At 34.1% G+C, this 24882-nt stretch carries 16 protein-coding genes; 4 read left to right on the top strand and 12 right to left on the bottom strand.

Features of this window, described 5'->3' with window-relative positions; all coding sequences use genetic code 11:
* Positions 1–94 precede the first annotated feature (94 nt).
* The 6 genes from JRC48_RS00775 to JRC48_RS00750 all read right to left on the bottom strand — a co-directional run bounded on the left by JRC48_RS00775 (position 95) and on the right by JRC48_RS00750 (position 7576).
* A complete protein-coding gene (locus JRC48_RS00775) occupies positions 95–1348 on the bottom strand; it encodes a tetratricopeptide repeat protein (RefSeq protein WP_235069979.1) in 1254 nt (417 codons plus the stop codon).
* 43 nt (positions 1349–1391) lie between these two features.
* Positions 1392–2669, bottom strand: coding sequence for a 3-phosphoshikimate 1-carboxyvinyltransferase (gene aroA, locus JRC48_RS00770; protein WP_235069978.1), 1278 nt, complete (start codon positions 2667–2669; stop codon positions 1392–1394).
* A 110-nt stretch (positions 2670–2779) separates the two neighbouring features.
* Positions 2780–3931, bottom strand: a complete 1152-nt coding sequence (gene aroC / locus JRC48_RS00765) for a chorismate synthase (protein ID WP_235069977.1) — start codon at positions 3929–3931, stop codon at positions 2780–2782.
* Positions 3932–3941: 10 nt separating this feature from the next.
* On the bottom strand, positions 3942–4505 hold the full coding sequence (folE, locus tag JRC48_RS00760; RefSeq protein ID WP_235069976.1) for a GTP cyclohydrolase I FolE: 564 nt from the start codon (positions 4503–4505) through the stop codon (positions 3942–3944).
* Between the two features lie 408 nt (positions 4506–4913).
* Complete coding sequence (locus tag JRC48_RS00755; RefSeq protein WP_235069975.1) at positions 4914–6308, bottom strand: glycogen synthase; 1395 nt, start codon at positions 6306–6308, stop codon at positions 4914–4916.
* Between the two features lie 2 nt (positions 6309–6310).
* The gene (locus tag JRC48_RS00750) at positions 6311–7576 is read right to left on the bottom strand and encodes a glucose-1-phosphate adenylyltransferase family protein (protein WP_235069974.1); all 1266 of its coding nucleotides are present in this window, start codon (positions 7574–7576) and stop codon (positions 6311–6313) included.
* A gap of 392 nt (positions 7577–7968) precedes the next feature.
* Between JRC48_RS00750 and JRC48_RS00745 the strand changes: the two genes are divergently transcribed.
* On the top strand, positions 7969–9255 hold the full coding sequence (locus JRC48_RS00745; protein ID WP_235069973.1) for an ISL3 family transposase: 1287 nt from the start codon (positions 7969–7971) through the stop codon (positions 9253–9255).
* 113 nt (positions 9256–9368) lie between these two features.
* Here the strand turns inward: JRC48_RS00745 and nifJ are convergent, their stop codons facing one another.
* Both nifJ and yjcZ read right to left on the bottom strand, forming a co-directional pair.
* Entirely contained in the window at positions 9369–12941 is a 3573-nt protein-coding gene (gene nifJ, locus JRC48_RS00740; protein WP_235069972.1) for a pyruvate:ferredoxin (flavodoxin) oxidoreductase, read from the bottom strand.
* 1413 nt (positions 12942–14354) lie between these two features.
* The gene (gene yjcZ / locus JRC48_RS00735) at positions 14355–14447 is read right to left on the bottom strand and encodes a sporulation protein YjcZ (RefSeq protein ID WP_235069971.1); all 93 of its coding nucleotides are present in this window, start codon (positions 14445–14447) and stop codon (positions 14355–14357) included.
* 185 nt (positions 14448–14632) lie between these two features.
* Here yjcZ and JRC48_RS00730 point away from each other — a divergent pair, with 185 nt between their 5' ends.
* Positions 14633–16213, top strand: a complete 1581-nt coding sequence (locus tag JRC48_RS00730) for a peptidylprolyl isomerase (protein WP_235069970.1) — start codon at positions 14633–14635, stop codon at positions 16211–16213.
* Positions 16214–16314: 101 nt separating this feature from the next.
* Here JRC48_RS00730 and JRC48_RS00725 read toward each other — a convergent pair whose 3' ends face one another.
* The 3 genes from JRC48_RS00725 to pulA all read right to left on the bottom strand — a co-directional run bounded on the left by JRC48_RS00725 (position 16315) and on the right by pulA (position 20980).
* Positions 16315–17244, bottom strand: a complete 930-nt coding sequence (locus tag JRC48_RS00725) for a 3'-5' exoribonuclease YhaM family protein (protein WP_235069969.1) — start codon at positions 17242–17244, stop codon at positions 16315–16317.
* Positions 17234–18712 carry a coproporphyrinogen dehydrogenase HemZ gene (gene hemZ / locus JRC48_RS00720; RefSeq protein WP_235069968.1) on the bottom strand — a complete coding sequence of 493 codons (1479 nt, stop codon included), beginning with the start codon at positions 18710–18712 and terminating at the stop codon, positions 17234–17236. Before hemZ ends, JRC48_RS00725 begins: the two co-directional genes overlap by 11 nt.
* A gap of 120 nt (positions 18713–18832) precedes the next feature.
* Positions 18833–20980, bottom strand: coding sequence for a type I pullulanase (gene pulA / locus JRC48_RS00715; protein ID WP_235069967.1), 2148 nt, complete (start codon positions 20978–20980; stop codon positions 18833–18835).
* A 299-nt stretch (positions 20981–21279) separates the two neighbouring features.
* On the opposite strand from pulA, the gene JRC48_RS00710 reads away from it, so the two are divergent.
* Positions 21280–21912, top strand: a complete 633-nt coding sequence (locus JRC48_RS00710) for a YitT family protein (protein ID WP_235069966.1) — start codon at positions 21280–21282, stop codon at positions 21910–21912.
* 370 nt (positions 21913–22282) lie between these two features.
* Entirely contained in the window at positions 22283–23410 is a 1128-nt protein-coding gene (locus JRC48_RS00705; RefSeq protein ID WP_235069965.1) for a DEAD/DEAH box helicase, read from the top strand.
* 35 nt (positions 23411–23445) lie between these two features.
* On the opposite strand, the gene JRC48_RS00700 is transcribed toward JRC48_RS00705, so the two are convergent.
* On the bottom strand, positions 23446–24876 hold the full coding sequence (locus tag JRC48_RS00700) for a glycoside hydrolase family 32 protein (RefSeq protein ID WP_235069964.1): 1431 nt from the start codon (positions 24874–24876) through the stop codon (positions 23446–23448).
* Between the last annotated feature and the right edge of the window lie 6 nt (positions 24877–24882).

The raw sequence follows: 24882 nt of genomic DNA, 5'->3' as shown, positions 1-24882 counted from the left end.
TTAATCACCTCTAATAAATCTTATTAAAATTTATTATACACCTTTTTAAATCTTTTAACGTTATTTTATAAAACGTTTTTTCAACTTTACACAACTATTCCATTAAATTATCTAAAAGTTCTCGAGCTGGCGTTAAACTCGAATCAAGACTTAAGATTTTCTCAAGTGTCTGAACAGCTTCTTCACGGCGACCTTCCTCCATCAAAAACTGAGCATAATCGAATAAGAAATCAACACTATCGCCATAATTCATCAATGCCTTCTCAAAACTAGCCGCTGCCTCATCATAATCTTCTAACTCTAAAAATGCAATCGCTAAATCCCAATCAAATCGACTATCAAACAATCCATTTTCTTCGTAATGCTTAATATTTTGAACAACCTCTTCAAAATCCTCTAATGCTAAACAAATACGATTACTACGTAGTGCTGATTCTAAGTCTTCTGGATCTAAGTTTAATGCCTCGTAGTAAGCATCTCGAGCATTTTCTAAATCTTTTAATTTTTCTAATGCCGCTCCTTTTAAGAAGTGTAACTCAGCGTTAAATTCATTATGTGTGATTCCTTCTTGAACCATTTCAAGTGCTTTTTCAACGTCTTCTTCTTTTAAATAAATTTTTGCAAGTAATGGATAGATCGTATCATACGTTGGATCTAATTCTTTTAAGTCATGAAAAACATGTTTAGCTAATGACTCATCGCCTACCTGATAAGCAAGGAATCCTTTATTAAACAATTGATCCGTATTCAGTTTACCAAAATATTTTTCTGATAAACTAAACTGTTCTAATGCTTTTTCAAATTCTCCAACGTGACTATAACAAGTCGCTAAACGATCATACACATTAATCTCAGCATTTAATCCACACTCAATTAAATCTAAGTATAAATTTAATGCTTTTTCAAATTCTCCAATGTGATGATAAAATTCGGCATAAGCTAATTTAATTAAATCATTTTGCGGTTCTAACGCTAATGCTTTTTTCAATTTATCTTCTGCTACTTCAAATAAACCTTGTGCAATATACATATCGGCTTCTAGTAAAAGAATGCTTGCGTTTGTCTCTTCATCTGCACCGGATAATAAATCTAATGCTTTTTCATCTTCAGCTAAATCCAAATATAAATCAGCTAAAAAAGTTTTTAAATTCACTTCATTTGGATATTTCACTAATAACGGCTCTACTAATTCAATAGCCTTTGATACATGTGCCATCGCGGCGAAAATTTGAGCAATAATGAAAACTTCATCATCATTTGCATCAAACGCAAAGTGTTGCATCTGTTCCATCACTTCTTCAGTTAATTGCCCCTTCTCATATAACTCAATAAAATATTCAATTGACATCTAATACACCTCTATCTTCTTTATAAAAAAGTCATTTATCTGTTTAAGATACTTTATCTAATAAATGATTTAAGTGATCTAAAAATTCTGGATACGAAATGGCCATGGCTTCAACATCTTTAATCAATAATGGTTCATCGATTAATAAAGATGCAACACACAACATCATGGCAATCCGATGATCTTTATAACTAGCAACTGGCGCGGCTTTAAAAGTACCCATAGGAGTTCCAGTAATAATCATCCCATCAGATGTACTTTTTATATTAGCTCCAATCGCCTTTAACTGTTCAACCGTCACATCGATGCGATTTGTTTCTTTAACTTTTAATTCTTCAGCATTTTTAATGACGGTGATTCCATTGGCACGAGTAGCAAGTAAAGCTAAAATAGGAATTTCATCAATTAATCGAGGAATTAAATTACCTTCAATCGTCGTTGAAACTAAATCCTTTGTATATTTCACACGAATATCGGCAACGAGCTCTTTTCCAAAGTAACGCTCATTCGTCAAAGTCAGATTCCCTCTCATTGCCTGAATGACATCAATAAGTCCTGAACGAGTTGGATTAATTCCTACGTTTTCAATCGTCACGTCACTTCCAGGTACCATTAATGCAGCGACGATAAAAAAAGCCGCGGATGAAATATCACCCGGAACATAAATATCTCCTGGTGTGACAGGGCGTTGTGGTCCGTTGATTGAAATCACTTGGTTCACTTTATTATAGACAATTTGAAAATCTTCAAACATCTTTTCCGTATGATCGCGCGTTTCAATCGGCTCATGAATCACTGTCGTTTTATTAGCTAACATTCCCGCTAACATAATAGCAGATTTAACTTGAGCACTTGCAACAGGAAGTTCATAAGTGATTCCCACTAACGATTGACCCGTAATAGTTGCTGGTAACGTCGAATCATTGGTTAATTCAATTTGTGCTCCCATTTGGGAAAGGGGCTGTGTCACACGTTTCATCGGGCGTTTAGATAAGGATTCATCTCCTATTAATGTAAGGGTTGTCGATAAGTTAGATAAAACCCCCATTAATAAACGAGCAGTGGTTCCAGAATTTCCGGCATCTAAAATCGTCTCATCGTAGTTAAAAGCATCCATTCCGGGACTCGTAATGATTAATTCATTATCTTGAAGCTCAGATTGAACACCAAATTGATTGAAAATTTTCAATGTACTCAAACAATCCTCACCAAGTAATGGATCGTGAATGACCGTTTTCCCTTTTGCTAAACTACTTAAAATAATGGCACGATGAGTAATTGATTTATCTCCTGATACTTTAATCGTTCCTTTTAATGACATCTTTTCACCTCTTCTTTCAATTCCTTTAAAATAATTGATTTATTTTTCAAATCATAAATATATGGCATGAAGGAATGAATCTTCTTCATTAAGTCAACATTGGAATCCTATTAAAATCTCTTCATCTCTTGACGATACTGCCCGACTGCTTCAATTAAGTTAGACATTTGATTCGATTGAAATTCTTCTAAAATTTCTTTCGCTAATTCATAGGCTAGCACTGATTCTAGTACCACTCCAGCAGCAGGAACCACACAGCTATCTGAACGTTCAATCATACTTTCACAGACCTCTTTTGTTTCAATATGAACAGAATTTAATGGTTGATATAACGTTGGAATCGGCTTAATCATCGCCTGAATAACAATCGGCATTCCATTAGTCATTCCCCCTTCAAAACCTCCATAATGATTACTCATTCGGGTAAACTGTTGATCATAAACAATTTGATCATGAACCTGACTTCCAAACTCAGAACTTGCCATCATCGCATCACCAAAATAAACGCCCTTAACCGACTGGACCCCCATAAAAGCGGCTGCAAGTTTAGCGTCTAACTTACGATCAAATTGAACATAACTTCCTAAACCAACTGGTACATTTTCAGCAATGACTTGAACAATTCCACCGACTGAATCTCCCTTTTGCTTGGCCTCGTCAATATGTTGGCACATTTGAATAGAAATAGATTCATCAACGCAACGAACAGGAGAATGAGTGAGATTTTCTTTAATCAAAGCGATCGTATCAGGATAATTGGATACGTTTACTTTACCGATTTGTAAAACATGAGAAATGACTTCTATATCTAGTGCTTTTAAAATTTGCTTAGCTACTGCCCCAACGGCTACACGAATAGCTGTTTCACGCGCTGATGAGCGTTCTAATACATTCCTTAAATCACGATGACCATACTTCATCGCACCGACTAAATCAGCATGTCCTGGTCTTGGAACTTTTTTTATCTCATAATCACAATCCGTCACTGGTTCAATCGCCATGACCTGTCCCCAGTTTTTATTATCTTTATTCTTAATGACTAAGGTAATGGGAGAACCTAACGTGATTCCGTGGCGTACACCACTAGTGATTTGAACTTGATCAGTTTCAATCTTCATTCGATCACCACGACCATATCCTTGTTGACGAATCGCTAATTCCTCATTAATCATTTCCGCTGTTAAAGCAAGACCGGCAGGTACCCCCTCAATAATGGCCGTTAATTGTGGACCATGCGATTCTCCACTACTTAAATAACGCATCTGACTACTCCTATCCTTTAATTAAATTTAAAACTTCTTGGCGCATGGCTAAATCTTCTTTAAAAATTCCTGTACTATAAATTGTTTTTGTTACGGCTCCAGTTTTTTTAATTCCTCGCATCACCATGCACATATGCTCAGCCTCAATCACAACCATTACTCCTTTAGAGTTAATAGCGCTTGAAATCGTATCACCAATTTGTTTTCCCATACGTTCTTGAAGTTGTGGTCGACGCGAAATAACATCAGTCACTCGTGCTATTTTACTTAATCCGACTACTTCATTATTAGCTGGATAATATGCGACATGAACTTTCCCGAAAAAAGGAAGTAAGTGATGTTCACACATCGAGTGAAACACGATATCTTGCACTAGTACATACTGATCATATTCTTCACTAAAATAGACCTGTAAATGTTTAGCCGGGTCTTCTTGTAAACCTCTAAACACTTCTTCATACATACGTGCTACACGAGCAGGTGTATCAGATAATCCTTCACGATCGGGATTCTCTCCAACAGCTTCTAAAATCATTCTGACTGCTGTTTCAATTTTATTTTTATCGATTGACATATTATCACCTTTTTTTGCGCTTAAATTCGACATTTGGTATATATGCTATTTTACCATAATCTATCTATAAACCAACAACGTATTTCACCTTTTTACAGTTAAGGATATGAGGTACAAATTCTTATCTTTAAGACATTTTTACATTTCAGAAGCTCTGTAAAATTAAGACTAAGAATTCCTGTTCTAAGGAGCAAAGCTCTAATAGAATAATGAATTAAAAATTTTTAAAGATTGCATTTATTTTGGAATTAAAACTGTTTACTTTTTTTCTTCTTATAACTTCATGTCAACTAATCAATGGTCTCCTAAGATTAGTCTTTCAAATTTAGTTTTTACCAAATAGTTAATCTTATCAATCAATAATAAAAAAGCATAGAAGCAGGATGATCACTTCTATGCTTTTATCATTTATTTAAACATGGACTGATATAACTCGACGTAACGATGAGCTGATGATTCCCATGAATAATCCCCCATCATTCCTGTCGTCATTAACTGTTGCCAAATCTCAGGCTTCTCATGATAATAATTTAATGCTCGACGAATGGTATATAACATGTCATGAGCGTTGTAGTTTGTAAAACTAAATCCATTTCCTTCACCTGTTTCTTCATTGTACGCATGAACCGTATCATTTAATCCCCCTGTTTCACGTACAATTGGAACCGCTCCATAGCGAAGTGAAATTAATTGTGATAATCCGCAAGGTTCATATAAGGACGGCATTAAGAACATATCACTTGCACCATATACAAGGTTAGCAAGCTGACCATTGTATCCTAGATAAATGCCTACTTGTTTTGGATACTTATCACGAATCCACTGGAAGTATTGCTCATATTTAGCTTCACCTGATCCAAGTAAAAAGAATTGAACATGATTATAAATCAACAACTCTTCTAAAATGTGAGTAATTAAATCTAACCCTTTTTGTGAGTCTAATCGTGTAACAACGCCAATTAATGGAATGTCACGATTAACCTCTAACCCAAAGCGACGCTGTAATTCTTCTTTATTTTTACCTTTTAGCGTTAATGTCTCAATCGTATAAGGAGAAGCAAGTGCTGTATCAACCTCCGGATCAAAAAGATCAACGTCAATTCCATTTACAATTCCACTTAAATCAGCCTCACGCATTTTTAAAATATGATTTAAATTTTCCCCATAAAAATCTGTTAAAATTTCTTTTGCATATGTCTCACTAACTGTCGTTACTTTATTCGCATACTGAATTCCTAGTTGCATATAATTTATATTTATATCATCAAATCGATAACCTAAATGTCGAACCGCATGAGAAGTAAACTGTCCTTGGAATCTTAAATTATGAATCGTATAAACGGTTCTTGTTTTGTAATAAAATGGATCTGCATAATAGCGTTGATCCATAAAGAATGGAATTAAGCCTGTTTGCCAATCATTTGCATGAATAATATCCGGTTGGAAATTAATATTTTTAAGTAATCGAAGCGTAATCTCACAAAACATTGCAAATTGATAATCCCGATCTTCGCATTCATAAATAGAATGACGATTAGAAAAAAGAGGTTCAAACATTAAATAATATTTAACACCTTCTAATTCCACACAGTTAATCCAAAAAAGTTTTCCCATGACATCTACATTTGTGACCCAGTAGGCATTTTTTAATAATCCTTCTGGAATTTGCTTGTATCCTGGTAAAATAACACGAACGTCATGACCTTGCTTAACTAATGCTTTTGGAAGGGCATAAGCAACATCAGCTAGCCCTCCTGTTTTAATGAATGGATAAACTTCAGATGCAACAAACGCAATTTTCATGCCTAGGCCCCCTTCGCAGGATACACCGTGCTACCACATGAAATAATTTGATCATTAAAGTCGGATTCACAAACGTGTGGAAAAATTCGGACATTACGTTCAATAATTGTTCCCTCTGGAATTTGCACACCTTTTCCAATCACATTTAGTCCACTTGATAAGACTTTTGGATTATCTTGGTTTGCACAAACGACTGTACCACGCCCGATAATACTTCCTTTTTTAATCACACAATCTTTATCAATAATAGCACCATCAATGACACATCCCTCTTCAATAATTGTATCATTCATAATAATACTATTACGGACAATTGCATTTGGATGAATATGAACACCTGGGCTAATCACACACTTTGTGACAGATCCTGCAATAATTGAACCGTTAGAAATTAAACTTTGGCATACTTGAGCTTTTGAACCAAATTTAGCAGTTGGTTTTTCTTCACTTTTCGTATGAATAATCCAGTCTTTATCATACATATCTAATCGAATTTTGTCGACCGTTGTTGTTAACTCTAAGTTAGCTTCTAAGTATGATTCATATGTCCCAACATCTTTCCAGTAATCTTTGAAGCGATAAGAATAAACATTTCCGTATGAAATTAAGTGAGGAATGACATCATTTCCAAAATCTAATCCTACTTTTTTCAAGTATTGTAATGTATTAATTAATACATCTGTTTTAAATACATAAATCCCCATTGATGCTAAATTGCTTTTTGGTTCTGCTGGTTTCTCAGCAAACTCGATAATACGTCCATTTTCATCATCTGTTAAAATTCCAAATCGTGACGCATCTTCCCACTCTACTTCTTGAGCGCAAACGGTTACATCTGCACCCGTTTGAATATGTTGTTGAATAAGTGGACGATAATCCATTTTATAAATATGATCTCCTGATAAAATTAAAACATTATCTGGATTTTTACGTTTAATAAAGCTAATGTTTTGTAAGATTGCATCCGCTGTTCCTGTATACCATTGATCAGATGAGTGACCTTCGCATGGCTGTAATAATGTAACTCCTGTGTTTTTACGATCAAAATCCCAAGCTTGACCTAAACCAATATGCTCATTTAATGATAATGGTAAATATTGAGTTAAAATCCCAATATCGTATATTTCCGAATTTGAACAGTTGCTCAATACGAAATCTATAATTCTAAATTTCCCCGCAAATGGAACACTTGGTTTTGCTCTTCCTAGCGATAAAATATCAAGTCGTGATCCACGTCCACCTGCTAAAATCATAGCTAAAGTTTTCATTAAAAAATCCCCCATTTCTTCCCTTTTAAAGCTGCATTGATTGAATTTAAACAATACATTCTTTAATATCCTAATACTATCATGACATAATTGGTATTTTTATCATCTTTTGTCATACAAATTATAAAAATCTAAATTTATAGTAACCCATTACATACACCCTTATTGTGTAAGCGTTTTATTTATGTTTAATATAGATTATTTTTAGTACTTGTTGTTTATTGTCATTCTTTCGAATTCAACTTTAACATAAAGCATATAAAAAAACGGTTCTATAATATTTGGTGTTGCTGATGAAAGAACGCCTCTTTTTATGGCATAAAAAAAGAGACATCCCGTCTCCGTCCTGTTACAATGTTATCGGCTAAAAAACAATAGAAAGGATGGATTGGATGTCTCACTCCTATTTTACTAGAAAACTCTTAAATATTAAAGACAAACAGATCACCTTTGAAGAAGATTATTTTGAAGAGGTGAAGCTTCATGGTGTGACTAGCTTCATTTTTAAAGGCATTTTATCTTATCAACCCACTCATTGCGAACACTGTGGGACACTATTTGATTCAAAGTTCAAAAAACATGGGTTTAAAACCTCTCGAATTGTCATTCCTAAAGTTTCACTCCATGATACTTATTTAGTTTTAAAGAAACAACGTTACTACTGTGGGCATTGCCAATCTACCTTCACTCTAAAAACATCGATTGTTGAAAAGAACTGCTTCATTTCTTACCACACCAAACATGCCATTGCGTTAGAAGCACAAAATAAAATCTCGGAGTCAGATATTTCCCGTCGTCATCAAGTCTCTCATTCAACTGTGAATCGCATCATCCATAGCTTTTATGAGTCACAAAACTTAAACTTTAATTTTTTGCCTGAAAACCTTTGTTTTGATGAGTTTAAATCCGTTAAATCTGCCCAGGGGCATATGTCCTTTATCTTTTGCGATGCCGATACGAAACAAATCATTGATATCATTGAAGATCGACGTTTAAGTTCCCTTCAAACCTATTTTAAACGATATACCCAAGAAGCACGTTCTCGTGTCAAACATATTGTCATTGATATGTACGCCCCTTATATCAGCTTAATTAAGGAGCTTTTTCCTCAGGCCAAAATTGTCCTCGATCCATTCCATCTCGTTCAACATATTTCTCGTGCGTTAAATAAAACAAGGATTCGATTCATGAAACAATTCAAAAAACACAGTCGTAAATTTAAACGTTACTGGCGCTTATTCTTAAAGTCCCACACGTTAATTAATACCACCACTTATCGCTCCGTTTACTGTTTCAAACAACCGATGCGAGAAATTGATATCCTAAACTTTTTACTTGATTTATCTCCTGAATTAAAAGCAACCTATGATCTTTATCAAGACTTACTCTTCGCTCTTCAAACCAAAAACTTAGAGCGATTCCATCACTTACTTCAAGCTAAATATCCTCTGATTTCTCCTGAATTCCAAACCGCTTTTCAAACGTTTAAAACGTACCAGTCTTATATTGAAAACACACTGACCACTTCGTATACCAATGGTCCCATTGAAGGGATTAACAATAAAATTAAGGTCATTAAACGAATCGCTTTTGGCTATCGTAGTTTCTACCATTTTAAATCAAGAATTCTTATCACTCAAAACCTAACCAAACCCAAAGTAAAAATCCTAGCAGCTTAGCCACTAGGATTTCGATTTAAGTCACTCATTGTAATAGGTTAAAAATTAATCAGCAACACTATTTGACAAAGAGCCAAAAAAACTTATCGGCTTTAACCGATAAGTTTTTTATATTATGCTAATTCGTTTTCTTCTACAACTTCAACTTCATCAGAGAAATCTAATGCAGCCATACGTTGTAATTGGCGGAAACGACGTTGTGCATCACGACGGTTCGCTTCTAATAACTCTTCAGCTTGCTCTGGGTTAATTTTTGTAACTTGAGCATAACGAGCTTCACTCATTAAGAAGTCTTTATATTTATCCCAGTTTGGTGCTTTAGAATCCATTTGTAATGGGTTTTTACCTACTTCTAATAATTTTGGATCGAAGCGATATGTTGGCCAATATCCGCACTCAGTTGCTAATTTAGCTTGGCTCATTGAGTTAGCTAATCCACCTTTGATTCCGTGAGCAATACATGGTGAATAAGCAATGACAATTGATGGACCTTCATGTTTTTCAGCTTCCATTAAAGCTTTAATAACTTGTGCTTGATTTGCTCCATGAGAAACTTGAGCAACATAAACGTGTCCATAAGACATCGCAATGGCAGCTAAGTCTTTCTTCTTACCAGTTTTTCCTGCTGCTGTAAACTTAGCGATTGATGCAGCACGTGAAGATTTAGAAGATTGTCCACCTGTATTTGAGTAAACCTCAGTATCTAATACTAAGATGTTAACATCTTCATTGTTAGCAATAACATGGTCTAATCCACCGTAACCGATGTCATATGCCCATCCGTCACCACCGATGATCCAGTTTGATTGTTTAACAATGTAATCTTTTAAGTCTAAGATTTCTTTAACGTTATTATTATCTGAGTTTGCAATAGCAACTTCTAATTGTGGCGCTAAAGCTTTTGTTAATTCTCCACTATGACGGTTTTCTAACCATTTAGTAAATAATCCAGCTAATTCAGCATCAACTGTCTCCATATTTTCTTCCATTACGATTCCAATACGGTTACGTAATGTTTCAGCTGCAATATGCATACCAAATCCAAACTCTGCATTATCTTCAAATAATGAGTTTGCCCATGCTGGTCCTTTTCCTTCGGCATTTGTTGTATATGGTGTCGCTGGGAATGATCCACCATAAATTGAAGAACATCCAGTGGCATTTGCAATTGTCATACGATCTCCGAATAAACGAGTTAATAATGAGATATATGGAGTTTCTCCACATCCTGCACATGCTCCTGAGAATTCGAATAATGGTTGAGCAAATTGTGAACCTTTAACTGTTGTTTTAGGCATTAAATCATCTTTATATGTTACTTTATTGAAGAAGTATTCTGCACGTTCAACTTGTCCCTCTTCAACTTCCTCAGAAATTGGTACCATGACTAAGGCTTTATTTCCTTTTTTACCTGGACAGATATGAGCACATACTTCACATCCTGTACAGTCTAATGTTGATACTTGGATGCGATACTCTAATCCATCTAATCCCTTACCAATTGCTTTTAATGTACGTGTTCCTTCTGGAGCTTGTTCTTTCTCAGTTTCAGTTACTAAGAATGGACGAATAACTGCATGAGGACATACGTAAGCACATTGGTTACATTGAATACAGTTTTCTTCAATCCATTTTGGAACGAAGTTAGCAATTCCACGTTTTTCATATGCAGCTGTCCCATTTGGCATTGTTCCATCTGCATAATCAACGAATGCTGAAACTGGTAATGAATCACCTTCACTACGATTAATGACATCAGCAATTGTTTCAACGAAATGAGGACGTGTTTCATCCACTTGTACTTCTTCTTCTGGTAAGTTTGCCCATGCTGGATCAACTGCTACTTCAGTTAATCCTTCAGCACCTTTATCAATCGCTGCGAAGTTCATTGCGATGATTGCTTCACCTTTACGAGAATATAATTTCTCAACGTATTTTTTCATCAATTCTTGAGCACGTTCGTATGGCATGATTTGCTCATTTAATTTAAAGAATGCGGATTGCATAATCGTATTTGTACGACGTCCTAATCCGATTTCTTTAGCTAATGTAACGGCATCGATAATATATAATTTAGCATTTTTCTCTGCTAATTGTTTTTTGAAGCTATTTGGCATATGACTAATAACTTCTTCTGCTGTATGAACTGTATTTAATAAGAACGTTCCACCTTGACGTAATCCACTGATCATATCGTATTTTCCAATATATGAATCCGTTGAACATGAAACGAAGTTTGGTGTTGATACTAAATATGGCGCACGAATGACATCTTTACCAAAACGTAAGTTAGAACGTGTTAATCCACCAGATTTTTTAGAATCATATGCGAAGTAAGCTTGTGCATATAAATCTGTATTTTCACCAATGATTTTAATTGTATTTTTATTGGCACCGATTGTTCCATCAGATCCTAATCCGAAGAATAATGCCTCTGTTACATCATCATTTAATACCATGACTTCTTTATTGACTGGTAATGATTTAAATGTCACGTCATCAACGATTCCTACAGTAAAGTCATGTTTCATATCTCCTGCTAAGTTATCGTATACGGCAATGATGTGTGATGGTGTTGTATCTTTAGATGATAATCCGAAACGTCCACCTACGATACGTGGTGAGTTTTCACGTCCATGGAAAATTGAACGCACATCTAAACATAATGGTTCACTATCTGCCCCTGGTTCTTTTGTACGATCTAATACTGCAATACGCTCTACTGTTGATGGTAAAACATTAAAGAAGTACTCTGAACTAAATGGACGATATAAATGAACCGTAATAACCCCGATTTTACGTCCTTCATTTTGAATTAAGTAATCCACTGTTTCTTTAATTGTTTCTGTAATTGACCCCATAGCAACGATAATATCTGTTGCATCTTCTGCCCCATAATACATAAATGGTTTATATTCGCGTCCTGTAATCTTTGTGATTTCGTCCATGTAATCAGCAACGATTTTAGGAACTGCGTCATAATATTTATTTGAAACTTCACGCGCTTGGAAGTAAACATCATCATTTTGTGCTGAACCACGAGTCACTGGATGATTTGGATTAATGGCACGTGCACGGAACTCACGCACTTTATCGTAATCTAATAATTTTCCTAAGTGCTCATAATCCATGACTTCAACTTTTTGAATTTCATGTGATGTACGGAATCCATCAAAGAAGTGTAAGAATGGAATGCTTGATTTAATCGCTGCTAAGTGAGCTACCCCACCTAAGTCCATAACTTCTTGAACTGAGCTCGTTGCTAACATCGCAAATCCTGTTTGACGAGCTGCATAAATATCTTGGTGATCCCCGAAAATTGATAATGATTGTGCAGCGATAGAACGTGCAGAAACGTGAATAACTCCCGGTAATAATTCACCTGCAATTTTATACATATTTGGAACTTTTAATAATAACCCCTGTGATGCTGTATACGTTGTCGTTAATGCACCTGCTTGTAAAGAACCGTGTACTGTTCCAGCAGCTCCTGCCTCTGATTGCATCTCAACTAATTTTACAGGTGCACCAAATAAGTTTTTCTTACCTTGTGATGCCCATAAATCTGTATATTCTGCCATTGGTGTTGATGGGGTAATTGGATAAATCCCCGCTACTTCTGTAAATGCATAAGCCACGTGTGCTGCTGCTTGACATCCGTCCATTGATTGGAATACTTTAGACATAACATTAACCTCCCTGATTAAATCCTACTCAATAGAAATACTTTCATTATACTATACCTAATTTTTTAGAACAATGATAGTAAAATGCTTTTATAACTATTTTTAGTATTTTTTAACATTATAACCATAAATTTATGAATTATCATTCTCTCCTCCGAAAGAACTAATAACCTGATTGTAAATCGATCCATTTCATAGCTGTATATAGTAAATTAAGCTAATTTAGATCGTTACTTCATTTGTACATCATTAGTATACCTAATCTTTTTAAACTCTTAAAGATATATGCTTTTATTTTTAAACATTATAATCTTTTTATTTAAAATACATTTTTATGGCTTCATCATTCGTTCTTGGTAGGATAGTATTGATCGTATTTGTTTTTTTTACAATAGATTATATGTGAAAACTCATGAGCTTTATTCCTATTCCGTTTATTAAGAAATGATTCATCCTCGTCTTTGATGATAGTTTTTTATGAGATGAATTTTTTATCTATCGTTCAATCTAACTAATGTTTTATCACTTGTCACGAGAAGTAAGATTAATGATAATACATCTCCCCATGCATCCTATCATTGAATACTAACTTTAAAAGCTAGTCTAAGTTTAAATTGCTATTCGCCAAAACCCTGTAAAATAAAACATTATGATCAAAAATCTCATCTCATGTGCTGCTTCTTAAATCGCATATGTCTTTAGAGCCATATTTGAAACTCAACTTAACATCATATGAATGTATTTTATTTTTATTCTTTCATTATCAGCTTATTTTAAACAAATGTTACAAAGAACGTAACCACATCCATCTTTTTATTGCCGATTTCATTCGTTCATTTCATCTATCCCCCCTTCACTTCTAAAGCCATTTTATTTATATATATGTGGTATACTTTAACCACTGACCAAGATATCTTTGAGCAATCACATAGGCTAAGCCTTCGTCTTTAACGTGATAAAACCTTGATTTCACAGGTGATTGACTGCTTAAACTAATCCTTATAAAAAATAGCTTTTCATAACACTCTAAATTCATATAAACGGATTTTCTTGATATCCCTTATTACTCAATCTTTCCCCTCGATACTTACTTTCAGTGTGAATTGTTCATATGAGTTACAGTAAAATAAAAAAAGGACCCCAAGGTCCTTTTTCACTCTATCTTGACAAGCTATTTTAACACTTTACTTATCCATCTTTTACACTATAGCAGTAACAGCCATTTAATGATTCAGATTATCTTAGAATCCGAAGCTACCACGACAGCAGCATGAGATCACCACTAATAAAATAAATAAAACTAAAATAAATGAACAATTATTTCCACACATAATAACTCGCTCCTTAATAAATATTATATTTCTCTTTTTAAACAAAAGAGTTTAACAAAAAGATAACTTACTTAATTATTTATTAGCATGCTCCGAAGCCATTTCCACAGCAACATGCGATGATTACTAATAAGATAAATAATACTAGAATGAATGAACAATTATTTCCAAACATAGTCTCAACTCCTTTCTAACCTTTCACTCAGTTTCCTGAGCTAATATATCCTATGAATTTTTGAAGATTTGGTTTATGTTTTTACTGAAATTCCACAAAAACCTACCAAAAAAATGTTGTGACAAAATTTGAAAAATGATATGATAAAAAACGTTAAATCAAACCAAAAAGAGGATGTGAAAGTGATGAAAAAGTACTTCCTAGCAACAGCTGCACTTGTATCAACACTAATGCTTGGTGCCTGTTCAAATAAAGAAGAAATCGGTATCAACTTAACTAATGGAAATGATAAATTTATTACATCTGATGTTGAAGACGTAACTAAACAAGAAGTATTTAATGCTATGGTAGCTGACGCTGGCCTAACAGCTATTTTAGATTTAGTAGATTACGATATTTTATCAAAAGAATATGAAATTGATACAACAAAAATTGATACAGCCCTTGAAACCTATCATACACTATATACCGACGAAGAATCATTCGAAAGTTTCTTAACTAGTCAAGGGTTTGAAAGTGAAGATGAATTACGCCAATATTTAGAATTAAACTTATATCGTGAAGCTGCTGCACGCGCAGCTGTCTCAGTAACAGATGAAGAAATTCAAGCGGCATACGATGAAAAATATGCAACAGAAGAGTCTGAAGAAGCAGAAGGAACAGATTCTGAGGAAACTGAATCAACAGAAGCGGAAGAAACAGAAGAGATTCCAACTTTAGATGAAGTGAAAGATGAATTAAAAGAAGAATTAATTCAAGAAAAATTAACAGATGAATTTATCGTTTCAACTTTAGCGGCTGAACGTGAAAAAGCTGGTTTTGTTCTTTTAAATGATTATTTAGAAGCTCAATACAAAGAAGTATCTTCAACTTATGAAGAAGTAAAAGAAACAAGTGACTCAGTGGTAGCTAAAACAAATGAAGCGGAATATACAGCTGAGCAATTATATCAAGAATTAGTAAATGCTTATGGATTATCAAACGGAGTTTCATTAGTGGATACAAAGATTTTAGAAAAGAAATTCTCTGTTGATGAAGATGCAATCAAAGAATTAATTGATGAGTTTAAAGTTCAATTAGGAACAAACTATTACGCTTTTATGCAACAATACGGTTTAAACACAGATGAAGAAATTTATGATTACTTCAAATTAGCTCAACTACAAGATGCTGCATTTGCTTTAGAATATCCAATTACAGATGATCAACTTCAAGCAGCTTATGAAGCTTATCAAGCAAAACTTAAAGCTCGCCACATTTTAGTAGAAGATGAAGAAACAGCAAAGGAAATTATCGCTAAATTAGATGAAGCTGAAGATAAAGAAGCGACATTTAAAGAGTTAGCTGCTGAGTATGGTACTGATTCAACAGCATCTAATGGTGGTGACTTAGGAGCATTTGGTGAAGGTGAAATGGTTTCTGAATTTGAAGAAGGAACTAAAGCGTTAGAAGTAAACACGTATACGAAAGAACCTGTTAAATCACAATTTGGTTATCATGTCATTTATCGCTATGACGATGCTCGAACTTTCGATGAAATGAAAGAAGAATTAGAAAGTGAATTACGCTCTGAGGAATATACACAATTACGTTTAGAAACGATCTTAATCAAATATCGTTCAGAAGCAAACTTTAAATTTACAGATGAATTATTACAAAAACGTTATGAAACAATTGTAAAAAACATCGAAGAGTCAGCTGCTAAAGAAGAAGCTGAAACAACAGAAGAAGCTGAAACAACAGAAGAAGCTGAAACAACAGAATAACGAAAAAGAGTTAACAACTGATTAATAGTTGTTAACTCTTTTTTCTATGCCATGTAAAAAGGCGTTGCTTGATAGCAACACCAAATATTATGGAATTAAAATTAATCATGATGATAAAAGCGACGATGATCAAGCATTGGAATTCGATCACTCATTTGACCCGCTTCACAGTGTCGAAGTGCCACTTCAATAGCTGTCATTTTAGCTGATACCACATCTAAATAATGTAGTAATTCAGCCTCGATAATCATCGGTTCCTTAGGAGAACCCCACTCTAGCTTTCCGTGATGAGAAATAACCATATGTTTTAAAAACAAGACCTCTTCGCCACTATAACCTAATTCTTTAGAGACATCATCAATCATCGAAACCATCATATTAATATGCCCAATCATTAAGCCTTCTAACGTATATTCTGTTTTAATACAATTTTCATAACTCATTTCAAATAATTTTCCCATGTCATGAAGAATAATTCCTGCGTAAAGCAAATCACGATTAACCATCGGATATAAATCACAATAAGCAGATCCCATTTTTAGCATTTCATAAACGTGTTGGGCTAATCCAGACATAAATGCATGATGCATACGACTAGCAGCGGGATGAACATAAAATTCTTCTTCATATTTATTTAAAAAATAGTTTACAATTTCTCGATAATAACCTGGATTCATTTCGTCTAAGAAGGTAGAAAGAGATGCTTTTAATGCTTCTTTCTCAAATCTTGATGATTCAACATACTGAGAGTAATCGACTTCTCCTTCAACTAAACTGACAGCCTCAATATTAATTTGTTTTTGAGTATTATATAGCTGTACTAATCCTTTTACCGTGACCACTTGACCTGCCTGAAATAATTCTAACTCATCTGGCTTTACACTCCACTTGTTTGCAAATACTGATCCTGTTTGATCAACAAATTCAAATTTTAAATACGGTTTTTGGGCAGTTGTACGACCGACATTCACTGATTTAATCATAACCGTTAAGGTCACCACTTCTTTAACTTTTAAATCTTTAATTTGCATGTGTATCACCTATTTCTAAACTTTCAACGAGCGTTTCGATTTTTTTAGTTGCATATGTTTTATAAGAATCAATATATGTTTTTAAGTCTTTAGGATTATGAACAGACGTTCCGATTAAATATTTACTTGAAGCACCAACTCCAAGTCCTAAAATATTTTGTGCTTCTTCCATGATTAAAATATTATAAATACTTTCCTGTCCTAATTTAGAATAACCGATATTCTCCATATTACCAGAGATATTTTTCTGACGATACAAATAATATGGGACATAATCATTTTGTGCTGCAAATTCATAGGTCATTTGTCCCATTTCTTGTAATTCTTCTTTTGAAGCAGTTGTATATAATCCACGATTTTGTGTAATTTTTGAACTACGTTTAAATGCTAACATATGAATCGTTAACGATTCCGGTTGCAGTTTTTTGATTTGTGATAAACTATACGCTAGCTCGTCTTTTCCTTCATTAGGCAATCCTACAATTAGATCCATATTAATATTATCAAATCCATGCTGTTTAGCTAAGTTATATTTTTCAATGACGTCATCAACGGTATGATGGCGACCAATTTCATCTAATGTTTTTTGATGAAATGATTGTGGATTAATACTAATACGATGAATATTATAACGTTTTAATAGTTCTAGTTTTTCTACCGTAATCGTATCTGGTCGTCCCGCTTCAACTGTTATTTCACGGACCTCTTTATCATTTGCAAGATGAGAATAAACGGTGATTAATAACTTCTCAAATTGTTCTACAGATAAAGTCGTAGCCGTTCCACCTCCAAAGTAAATAGAGGTCACTTTTAACCGCCTTTCTTTAACAAACCCACCTACCAATTTAATTTCTTCAATCAATGCTTCTAAAAACGGATCGACCCACTTTTTAAACGGCCCATGAGCGTACGCAGGAAACGTACAATAAGCACAACGTGTCGGACAAAATGGAATCCCAATATAAAGACTGATTTCATTTTGAATCGTATATAAATCCGGAATGACCTTTAATTGATGATTAGCAACTTCTAATAATAAATCAATTTTTTCATCTGACACTAAATACTCATTTTGCATATAAGCTTTAATTTCTTCATCGGTATAGCCACGCTTTTTCATTCCGTGAACAAGCTTTGTTGGACGCATTCCATTTAAAAGTCCCCAAGATTGAACACGACCTGTTTCGCGCTGTAATAATAATAAATAAGCGGCTAAATAAGCATACTTACGTGTTTTTGATTCATTCACCTCAAGTTGACGTTTAATCACTTGAGTATCCTCACCTAGTGTTGCGGTCACAATTAAATGATCCTCACAAATCTCCTCTTTAAACTCAAAGATTAAATCAAACGATTCTGCCTGATTAATTGTAGAAGAGTTAAAAAATGTTTGATTCAACACTTGCATTGAATGAAGGATTAACTCGTCTAAAACCCCTTCAACTTTAATATGAACAACTTCTGCCATGATGTGCACTCCATTTCTCAACAAAAACTCCTTAGATCTGCTAAGGAGTTTTTTTATCTACTTTTATCAATGTTTAATCCACTCATTACAATAATCCTCTTCTTCTACATAGTCTAAGCATTACTTAACTAAAATCATCGTACAAAGCGGTGCCATCGTTAATTCACCGTCCACTTTCATCAACGATTCTGTTCCACTTTGATTTTCATTCGCAATGAGACTGAAATCATTTGTAACAATTGGAATATTTACTTCATGATTTTGAGTATTAAAAAAGACATGAATTTCATCCCATTCTCCATACTCTTTAACATTTTTCAAAGTATATTCTATCACAGAATGATGATGTTGAAAAATACGAAGATGTTTTTTTACAAGAATTGCATTCGAGAAACGAAACGCTTTGTGTGCTTTACGAATAGCAATATACCCTTTAATGAGATTGATGCTTTTTTGATGCTGATAAACCTCATCCCATTTTATCGCGTTGATGTCATCTAAGGAATTATAACTATTTTCAATGCCTTGTTTACTTCTAAAAAATTCTTGTCCGCAATGAATAAGTGGAATTCCTTGAGCTAAAATGACCATCGCAGTCGCTAAAATTTGTCTTTTTTGTCGAGTTTGTTCATCTTCATCCGTATTAGATAGCAACATTCGATCCCACAACGTATGATTATCGTGACACTCTACGTAATTAATACTTTGAGAAGGAGTATAAAACATATCCATTTCACCTTCATTTAACCCGCAGCTTCCCGCTAATAACAACTTACTGACATTAGCATAACCAAAATTACCTAACGCTAAACCACGATCTCTATGGTTAAACGTATGACCTTTTATACTATCTCTAAATTTATCATTAAAATGTCCAATGTGAGGTAACTTATAAGCATTAAATTTAGCTGCTTTTTGCTCTTGTGGTAGTGGTGTGTTCATGTTCCACCCTTCTCCATATAAAATAATACTAGGGTGTAGCTCATCACAAAGTTGACGCACTTCATTCATCGTATCAACATCGATAATTCCCATTAAATCAAAACGAAATCCATCAATTCCATACTCTTCAATCCAAAACTTGATAGAATCTAAAATATATTTTCTCACCATGGATCGTTCAGTCGCTAAGTCATTTCCACATCCTGTCCCATTTGAAGGCATTCCTTGATAATCATAGCGATAAAAGTAAGTCGGTACCATTGAATCAAAAGGAAACGTTCGTCGTTCATAAACATGATTATAGACCACATCCATAATGACACCAAGCCCCGCTTCATGTAACGTATTAATCATAATTCTTAGTTCATTAATTCGAGAATAAGGATCTTGTGGGTTTAAAGCATAACTTCCCTCTGGAACATTATATTGAACAGGGTTATAACCCCAATTATAAGAAGATTCCGATTTCGTTTCATCAATCCCCTCAAAGTCAAAAATAGGAAGTAACTGAACATGCGTCACACCTAACTCTTTCAAGTATTCGATTCCATAAGTCTGTCCTGTTAATTCATCCCTCATTCCTTCCGTTAACCCAAGAAATTTCCCTCGATGATTAATTTTTGACGAGGAATCTATTGTAAAATCTCTAATACTTAACTCATATATAATCGCATCGGTTGGTTGAGCTAACTTTAACCTTAAATCTTGTTTAATTTGAATACACTTAAACGGATCAATGACCACACTATACTCTGCATTAACAGTTGAAGCCATCGCGTAAGGATCAATCGTTTCTTGATGAACTAAATTATTGACAATTTCATATCGATATCGCAATCCTTCTAAATCTTGATGAATGGTTAATTCCCATATTCCCTTTGATTGTCGATTCATTCGACGGAAGTGAGTGACATCATCTTCATAAAGAATCAATTGAACTTGCGTAGCTGTTGGAGCCCATAGTTTAAAACGGGTCATTTCTTTACTGTAGGTTGGACCTAAATCATCCCCATCATAATAAAAACGTTTATCAAATGCTTCTGTTCTAGCAATATATCCCAAAAACAAATAACTAGCATTTTGATAACAATCTATGACTTGGTATTCAGTCCCTACTTCTACAAATCCTTGAATTGAAAGTGTATATTTTATCTCATTACCAAAATCTATTTTTTCTTCAACTTTTAATTCAAACATTTCTAATGTTTTTGTGTTAACTAGTTTAAATGGTGCTATCTCTCCGCCGTAATAACTCTTTGGTGCCAAAATAGTAATCTTATTATACTCATCTAAATAGGATGAATATCTACCCTGTAGCGTTACCAACAGTCATCCCTCCTTCATTTAAAAGCATGACTTGATCTTTAGATTCTTATTTATTATGTTAGACTAGGAGATTAAATTAACAACGATCATGATATTTTTACAATAAATGTACAATATCTCTTTATATTATATACTGGCCCTCTTAATCGGTTAACCTTTATTCCTAATTTCAAAAAGATGCTAGGTGACGAAATAAGACAAAAAAACATATCTCTATTGACATTTTGTCATATTTTTTATATTATGTATACAGTTTCAAATGTAAGGGTTAATCAATTGAAGTCTGTAGGAGGAGTATTATGAACAAAATTAATTTTAAAAACTATTTCGTTAGAATCTTATTCTTCTTAGTTGGATGCTTCATTATCCAATTAGGAGTTGCATTCTTTATTAAATCAAATACAGGAGTCGATTCATTTACAATCTTTATGCAAGGGTTATCAAACCTATTAAACATTACGGTTGGACAAGCTAATATTTTAGTGATGGGAATTGTCTTTGTCGGGATGTTAATCTTTACACGTGAGTATATTCGCTTAGGAACATTCTTAGCTGTTATTACAGCAGGACCATTCTTAGATCTTATTAATATGTCACTTAATAATTTAGGAATTGACTCATTACCGTTAGTTGTTCGTTTACTTATCGTAGCTGTAAGCTGTGTTGTCATTGCGATTGGATTCTCTATCTTAAAATCAGCTGAATTAAGTGTCGCACCAACGGATCAACTTCCATTAATTATCGTTGATAAAACAAACTGGCAATATAAATGGGTTCGTATCGGTCTTGATATTACTTTCATCGTGATCGGGTTCTCATTAGGTGGGGTTCTTGGTCTTGGAACAATCATTACGACACTTTTAATTGGACCTTGTATCCAATCTTTCCTTCCAATTATCGAAAAAAAAGCAGCTCAAATTATTCCTAACTAATTTGACTGTTTAATAAATCTTTCTTTTAAAATGATTAACTAACTTTTAAAGGATGGGCCATAATGGCCCATCATCATTTCTCTGATGAAAGATTATTCCATTATTCCTATGAGTTATATTCGAAAAAGCAACTGAGTTTCAGTTGCTTTTTTATTTATCATAAAGTATAAAAACGCAAGCGTATGAAATTTAATCTTTAACTTACCGGGGAGTGTCTTAGATCCACTCGACCAATTAAAATCTAACTTAAACCCTATTAGATACTTATCATCCCCATTTACTGTTTATGACACTAATTATTAATTACTTATGTTTTTTCGGTTAAACTATGATATGATTAGATGAATACAACTATGAAAGGTATGTCATTATGAATTTCAAAGAATTAGGTATTAGTGAACCATTTGTTCAAATTTTAAAAAAATCAGGGATTATTCATCCCACTCCTATTCAAACACAATGTATTCCATTAATTAAAGAATTTAAAGATGTTATTGCAGAGGCTCAAACAGGAACAGGAAAAACATTAGCTTTCTTGTTACCTTTATTTGAAATGATTTCTCCTGAAATCAATGCCACGCAAGCACTTATTATTACGCCTACACGTGAATTAGCACTTCAAATTACTGAAGAGGCTAATAAATTAGCTACTGTTAAATCTATTAACGTTTTAGCGGCTTATGGAGGGCGAAACATTGGCTCTCAGTTAAATAAATTAAAAGGAACCATTCACCTTATTATCGCCACTCCTGGTCGCCTCATTGATCATCTTGAGCGTGGAACGATTAATTTAAATCAAACTAAAACAGTTGTTATTGATGAAGCCGACCAAATGTTATTAATGGGATTTAGAAATGAAGTCGACCAAATTCTAAGTATGACGCCAAGAAACCGTCAAACGCTATGCTTCTCTGCCACGATGACACCTAATGTCAAAAAATTAGCCTACCGCTATACTTACGCGCCTGTTAATGTCTCAATCGAACCAAAAAAAGTGACGATTGATAATATTCATCAAGAAGTGATTGAGACAACCGACCGCTGGAAGGCAGATACACTTTGTCAAGTGCTTGAAGAAGATCAACCTTTTTTAGCGATCATCTTCGCTCGAACGAAACGTCGTGCAGACGATTTATTTTTAAAAATGAAAAAACGAGGATTTAATGTGCAAGTGATTCATAGTGATATTGCACAAAATAAACGTGAACGTATTCTAAAATCATTCCGCGATGCAGACTTACAATATTTAATCGCGACGGATGTCGCTTCCCGAGGGCTTGATATTAGTGGTGTTACCCATATTTATAATTATGATGTTCCAGAAACACCTGAAATTTATATTCATCGAATCGGTCGTACAGGACGCGCAGGAGATGATGGATATACGTGTATGTTTGTCGCACCAAAAGATTGTGTAGAATTTAATATGATTGAACGTAAACTTCGTCGTAATCTTCCTAAACGTCAATTAAAAGAAGAACTACGTAAAACAAAATAAAAGAAGATCATCAAATTTGATGATCTTCTTTTATTTTATAGCTCCCATTTTGTTAATGTCACGTGACCTGTTCCTTTTAATGATAACTTTTTATCTAATTCTTTATTGTAGATACGTGAAGTGAATACTTCCTCTCCATCATTTAAATAAATTTCTAAGATAGAGTGATCTGAATAAATACGAACATTTGAAAGATTGCTTAGCTCAACTTGACGTTTGTCACGCCCATAACCACTTTCTCCTAAAGCTAATGTGAAAACGCCGTCTTTCCATGATAAGTTGCAATCTTCACGGAATAAAATTTCAAATGCTGTTGTTTCTTTAAAATCTAAGTTTAATTCATATGTATCGTCTTCAAATAATTCAAAAACTGGTTGCTCATCTAATGCAATATTTTCAATCACTGTTTCAGTTTGACGCATCGCCTTTAATTCTTCTACTGGTACCTGATAAATCTTTTCACCTTTTAAAACAAGCTCACGCGGTAATGTTAAGCAGTGTTGCCATCCTTTTTCAATCGTTGGATTCACATGTTCAACTGCATCTGGAACGCCAGCCCATCCATACATGATGATACGTCCATCATGATTTTTAAACGTTTGTGGTGCATAAAAGTCAAAACCACGATCTAACTCATCAAATTCACCTAATGATAAAACTTGTTTCGATTCATCAAATGATCCAATTGCATATCCACTTTGATAAACGTTATGATACTTAAATCCTTTGGCATCCATTCCTTGAGGAGAGAACATGAAAACATCTTTTCCTTCTAGTTTAAACGTATCTGGGCACTCCCACATATATCCCATATCGTCTAATCCACCAGCAGGAACACTTAATAACTCCCAATCTGTTAAGTTTGTTGATTGATAAAGTATGACGTATCCTTTATCATCGACTGAACGTGCACCTAATACCATGTAGAACGTTCCGTCTTCTTCCCACACCTTTGGATCACGAACATGTAATCCCATATTTTTAGGATAGTCTTCATTTGTTAATAAAACTTTCTTTTCAGAGAAGTTAAATCCATCTGTTGATTTAACCATAATTACATTTTGTTCACGCCCTGTTAAAATGTAATCATAATCTCCTTTATGTTTAACATTTCCTGTATAAAACAGATACATCTCATCATTATGAATTAATGCTGATCCTGAATAAACACCATCAACATCAGCTGCAATATCAGGAGATAGGGCAACTTCATGCTCTGTCCAGTTGACCATATCTGGTGACGTGTAGTGTCCCCAAAATTTTAATCCACCTTTAGCATCTAGTGGTGAATATTGATAAAACACATGATATAACCCTTTAAAATAACATAATCCATTTGGATCATTAATCCACCCTATTGGTGCCATCAGGTGAAACTTATTACGCCATCTATCTTCATTAACGATCGGTAATTGCTTGGCTTTTTCAGCAGCAATTTGATCAATAAACTGTTGCATTGTCATCATGTTTAG

Origin of the sequence: Turicibacter sp. TJ11 (assembly GCF_021497505.1) — a bacterium.
In the GTDB taxonomy this organism is placed as follows: Bacteria; Bacillota_I; Bacilli_A; order MOL361; family Turicibacteraceae; genus Turicibacter.
Note: the sequence above shows the minus strand (reverse complement) of the source record. Positions and strands in the feature narration are given on the sequence as shown.

Bases quoted from the DNA above. Each gene is read 5' to 3' on its own strand.
- JRC48_RS00775 (WP_235069979.1), bottom strand. From the start codon at position 1,348: ATGTCAATTGAATATTTTATTGAGTTATATGAGAAGGGGCAATTAACT.
- aroA (WP_235069978.1), bottom strand. From the start codon at position 2,669: ATGTCATTAAAAGGAACGATTAAAGTATCAGGAGATAAATCAATTACT.
- aroC (WP_235069977.1), bottom strand. From the start codon at position 3,931: ATGCGTTATTTAAGTAGTGGAGAATCGCATGGTCCACAATTAACGGCC.
- folE (WP_235069976.1), bottom strand. From the start codon at position 4,505: ATGTCAATCGATAAAAATAAAATTGAAACAGCAGTCAGAATGATTTTA.
- JRC48_RS00755 (WP_235069975.1), bottom strand. From the start codon at position 6,308: ATGAAAATTGCGTTTGTTGCATCTGAAGTTTATCCATTCATTAAAACA.
- JRC48_RS00750 (WP_235069974.1), bottom strand. From the start codon at position 7,576: ATGAAAACTTTAGCTATGATTTTAGCAGGTGGACGTGGATCACGACTT.
- JRC48_RS00745 (WP_235069973.1), top strand. From the start codon at position 7,969: ATGTCTCACTCCTATTTTACTAGAAAACTCTTAAATATTAAAGACAAA.
- nifJ (WP_235069972.1), bottom strand. From the start codon at position 12,941: ATGTCTAAAGTATTCCAATCAATGGACGGATGTCAAGCAGCAGCACAC.
- yjcZ (WP_235069971.1), bottom strand. From the start codon at position 14,447: ATGTTTGGAAATAATTGTTCATTCATTCTAGTATTATTTATCTTATTA.
- JRC48_RS00730 (WP_235069970.1), top strand. From the start codon at position 14,633: ATGAAAAAGTACTTCCTAGCAACAGCTGCACTTGTATCAACACTAATG.
- JRC48_RS00725 (WP_235069969.1), bottom strand. From the start codon at position 17,244: ATGCAAATTAAAGATTTAAAAGTTAAAGAAGTGGTGACCTTAACGGTT.
- hemZ (WP_235069968.1), bottom strand. From the start codon at position 18,712: ATGGCAGAAGTTGTTCATATTAAAGTTGAAGGGGTTTTAGACGAGTTA.
- JRC48_RS00710 (WP_235069966.1), top strand. From the start codon at position 21,280: ATGAACAAAATTAATTTTAAAAACTATTTCGTTAGAATCTTATTCTTC.
- JRC48_RS00705 (WP_235069965.1), top strand. From the start codon at position 22,283: ATGAATTTCAAAGAATTAGGTATTAGTGAACCATTTGTTCAAATTTTA.
- JRC48_RS00700 (WP_235069964.1), bottom strand. From the start codon at position 24,876: ATGATGACAATGCAACAGTTTATTGATCAAATTGCTGCTGAAAAAGCC.